Origin of the sequence: Bartonella sp. CL435QHHD (genome assembly GCF_042195095.1) — a bacterium.
GTDB lineage: Bacteria > Pseudomonadota > Alphaproteobacteria > Rhizobiales > Rhizobiaceae > Bartonella.
The window spans coordinates 1-2399 of sequence record NZ_JBHINS010000050.1 but is presented as its reverse complement, the minus strand read 5'-3'; the positions used below and the strand labels follow the sequence as shown (position 1 = coordinate 2399).

At 37.1% G+C, this 2399-nt stretch carries 3 protein-coding genes and 1 pseudogene; all 4 read left to right on the top strand.

Annotated features, from left to right (window positions below; all coding sequences use genetic code 11):
- Window positions 1–50: 50 nt before the first annotated feature.
- Entirely contained in the window at window positions 51–620 is a 570-nt protein-coding gene (locus tag ACFILH_RS02230) for a hypothetical protein (RefSeq protein WP_273791664.1), read from the top strand.
- A 75-nt stretch (window positions 621–695) separates the two neighbouring features.
- Window positions 696–1418 (top strand): hypothetical protein, encoded by a 723-nt coding sequence (locus tag ACFILH_RS02225; RefSeq protein ID WP_273791663.1) that lies wholly within the window; start codon window positions 696–698, stop codon window positions 1416–1418.
- Between the two features lie 71 nt (window positions 1419–1489).
- Entirely contained in the window at window positions 1490–2317 is an 828-nt protein-coding gene (bet, locus tag ACFILH_RS02220) for a phage recombination protein Bet (protein ID WP_375658291.1), read from the top strand.
- 1 nt (window position 2318) lies between these two features.
- Window positions 2319–2399 (top strand): annotated as a pseudogene (locus ACFILH_RS02215) (exonuclease); the annotation flags it as partial.

Here is a 2399-nt window from a genome sequence, read left to right as displayed (position 1 = left end):
TGTAAAATTAGTGGCTCCACCGTAATCGTAGAACGTGAGAAATAGTAATCATGGAAAAGAAATATGAACTTACTGATGAAATAAAAGAATTTTATGATGCAAGAACCGATAAAAGTAAAAAACTTTATCGCATACGTGCATTAAGAGATTTTAGAAATATTAAAAAAGGTTACTTAGGTGGCTATATACAAAAAGAAGACAACCTATCGCATGAAGGCGATTGTTGGGTTTGGCATAAAGCTATGGTTTGTGGTGACGCTAAGATTTTCGGCAATGCACAAGTATTTGAACGCGCACAAATTACAGGCAGGGCGCGTGTTTATGAAAATGCAAAAGTTTGCGGTGAAGCATATGTTGAATATGATGCGCAAATTTACGGCAATGCACAAATTTATGGTGAGGCTCGAGTTTTGGGCCATGTTTATGGCAATGCCCGTGTCTATGGAGATGCTTATATAAGTGATAAAGCACACATTTCCGGAAATATGAAAATTCTAGATAGAGTATATATTTTCGATAATGTAAATATTTCTGGTAATCTTGAAATTCGTGGACGCAATTCAATCATCTACGAAAGTGACTATTCAGCAAGCGATATAAGCTACATAAGCCGTTTCTAACAACCAAACAACATTTTTAAACACAAGCGTGATTCACGCCACGGGTGAATTGTACGCAAATCAAGGAAATAAACCATGGAAAAAAAATACGAACTTACTGATGAAACAATTCAGTTTGATGGAAAAACTCTTCACCGTATTCGTGCTTTAAGGGATTTTGATGATGTCAAAAAAGGAGATCTTGGTGGCTTTATTGAAAAGGAATATAACTTAGGTCATGATGGCAATTGCTGGGTCTATGATGATGCCAAGGTGCTTGAAAGCGCTACCATTTTTCATAATGCCAAGATATTTGATGGCGCCTGTATTAGTGGAAATGCTTCAGTTTATTCTGATGCACAAGTTTACAGTCGTGCTGTTGTTTTTGGTAATGCCGAAGTTTCTGGTAGTGCACATGTTTTTGGTGATGCTGTTGTTCGCGACAAATCTCATGTTTACGGTGATGCAGAAGTTTACAATAGCGCACTCATTTATGGTGACGCAGAAGTTTTTGAGAATGCACGAATAAAGAATAGTGCCCACATTTACGACAATGCTCGTGTATATGGGAACGCAATAATTTGTGGTCCTGCTCTCATTTATAACAATGCTAAAGTTTATGGTGATGTCATTATATCATGCTCCAATTTCACGTATGAGGATGATATTAATTATGGAAATGTTGAGATTTTTGGAGATGCAAAAGTTTATGATAGTGCTCGCATTTATGACGCAGTCAAGATCTTTAGAAATGCCGAAATTCGTGGATTAGCTAATATTCGCGGAAACACGAGAATTCCTCAAGACATAAAAATTTAACAACCAACCAGCCTTTTAACACCAGCGTGATTCACGCCACGGGTGAATTGCGCGCAATGTAGGAAATCAAGATGACAAATTCTACTTTTTTAAAAGAAATGGCAGAAAAATATGGATTTTCTGCTGAAGAATTTCGAACCACAATCATAAAAACTTGTATTGGAGATAAAAATGCTAATGTCATCACTGATGCAGAATTTGCCGTTTTTCTTTTTGTTGCCAATACTTATGGACTTAACCCTTTAACAAAAGAAATCTATGCATTCCCTAAAAAAGGCGGCGGCATCATACCCGTTGTTTCTATCGACGGTTGGATAAAGATCATCAAATCAAATCCTGACTTTGATGGCATGACCTTTCAAGATCAACTCAATGAAGATGGGAATATCATTGCTATCAAATGTGCTATTCGTCTCAAAGGAATTAAAGACCCTATCGAAGTCACCGAATATCTCAAAGAATGCGAACAAGACAAAAGTGAACCTTGGAAAAAATACCCCGCACGTATGTTGCGCCATAAAGCTACTATACAGTGTGCTCGCTATGCTTTCGGGCTTTCCGGTATTTATGAAGAAGATGAAGCAAAACGTATCAATGAAACAAACCATAACGTACAAACGAAGTTAGTTTCTTATGATGTGCTTACGCAAATCAAACAATTAATAAACATCACTCAAACAGAAGAAGAAAAAGTGCTTGATTATGCACAAGTCGATAGGCTTGAAGATCTTCCTGATGAAGTAGCACAAAGGATTTTGGATATTTTGCAAAAGAGACAGCATGAAAAAGAACAATCTTTCCTACAACAAAAGCAAATAGAAGCGCCTATACAAGATGCCGAATATATTCACGTCCAAGATATAGAATATGTATCACAAGAACAAAGAACGGCGGTGTGATATGGAACAAAGAACAGCAGAATGGTTTCAAGCGCGCTTGGGTAAAGTCACCGCATCAAACATTTACAGCGTACTCAGTAAA

Bases quoted from the DNA above. Each gene is read 5' to 3' on its own strand.
- ACFILH_RS02230 (WP_273791664.1), top strand. From the start codon at position 51: ATGGAAAAGAAATATGAACTTACTGATGAAATAAAAGAATTTTATGAT.
- ACFILH_RS02225 (WP_273791663.1), top strand. From the start codon at position 696: ATGGAAAAAAAATACGAACTTACTGATGAAACAATTCAGTTTGATGGA.
- bet (WP_375658291.1), top strand. From the start codon at position 1,490: ATGACAAATTCTACTTTTTTAAAAGAAATGGCAGAAAAATATGGATTT.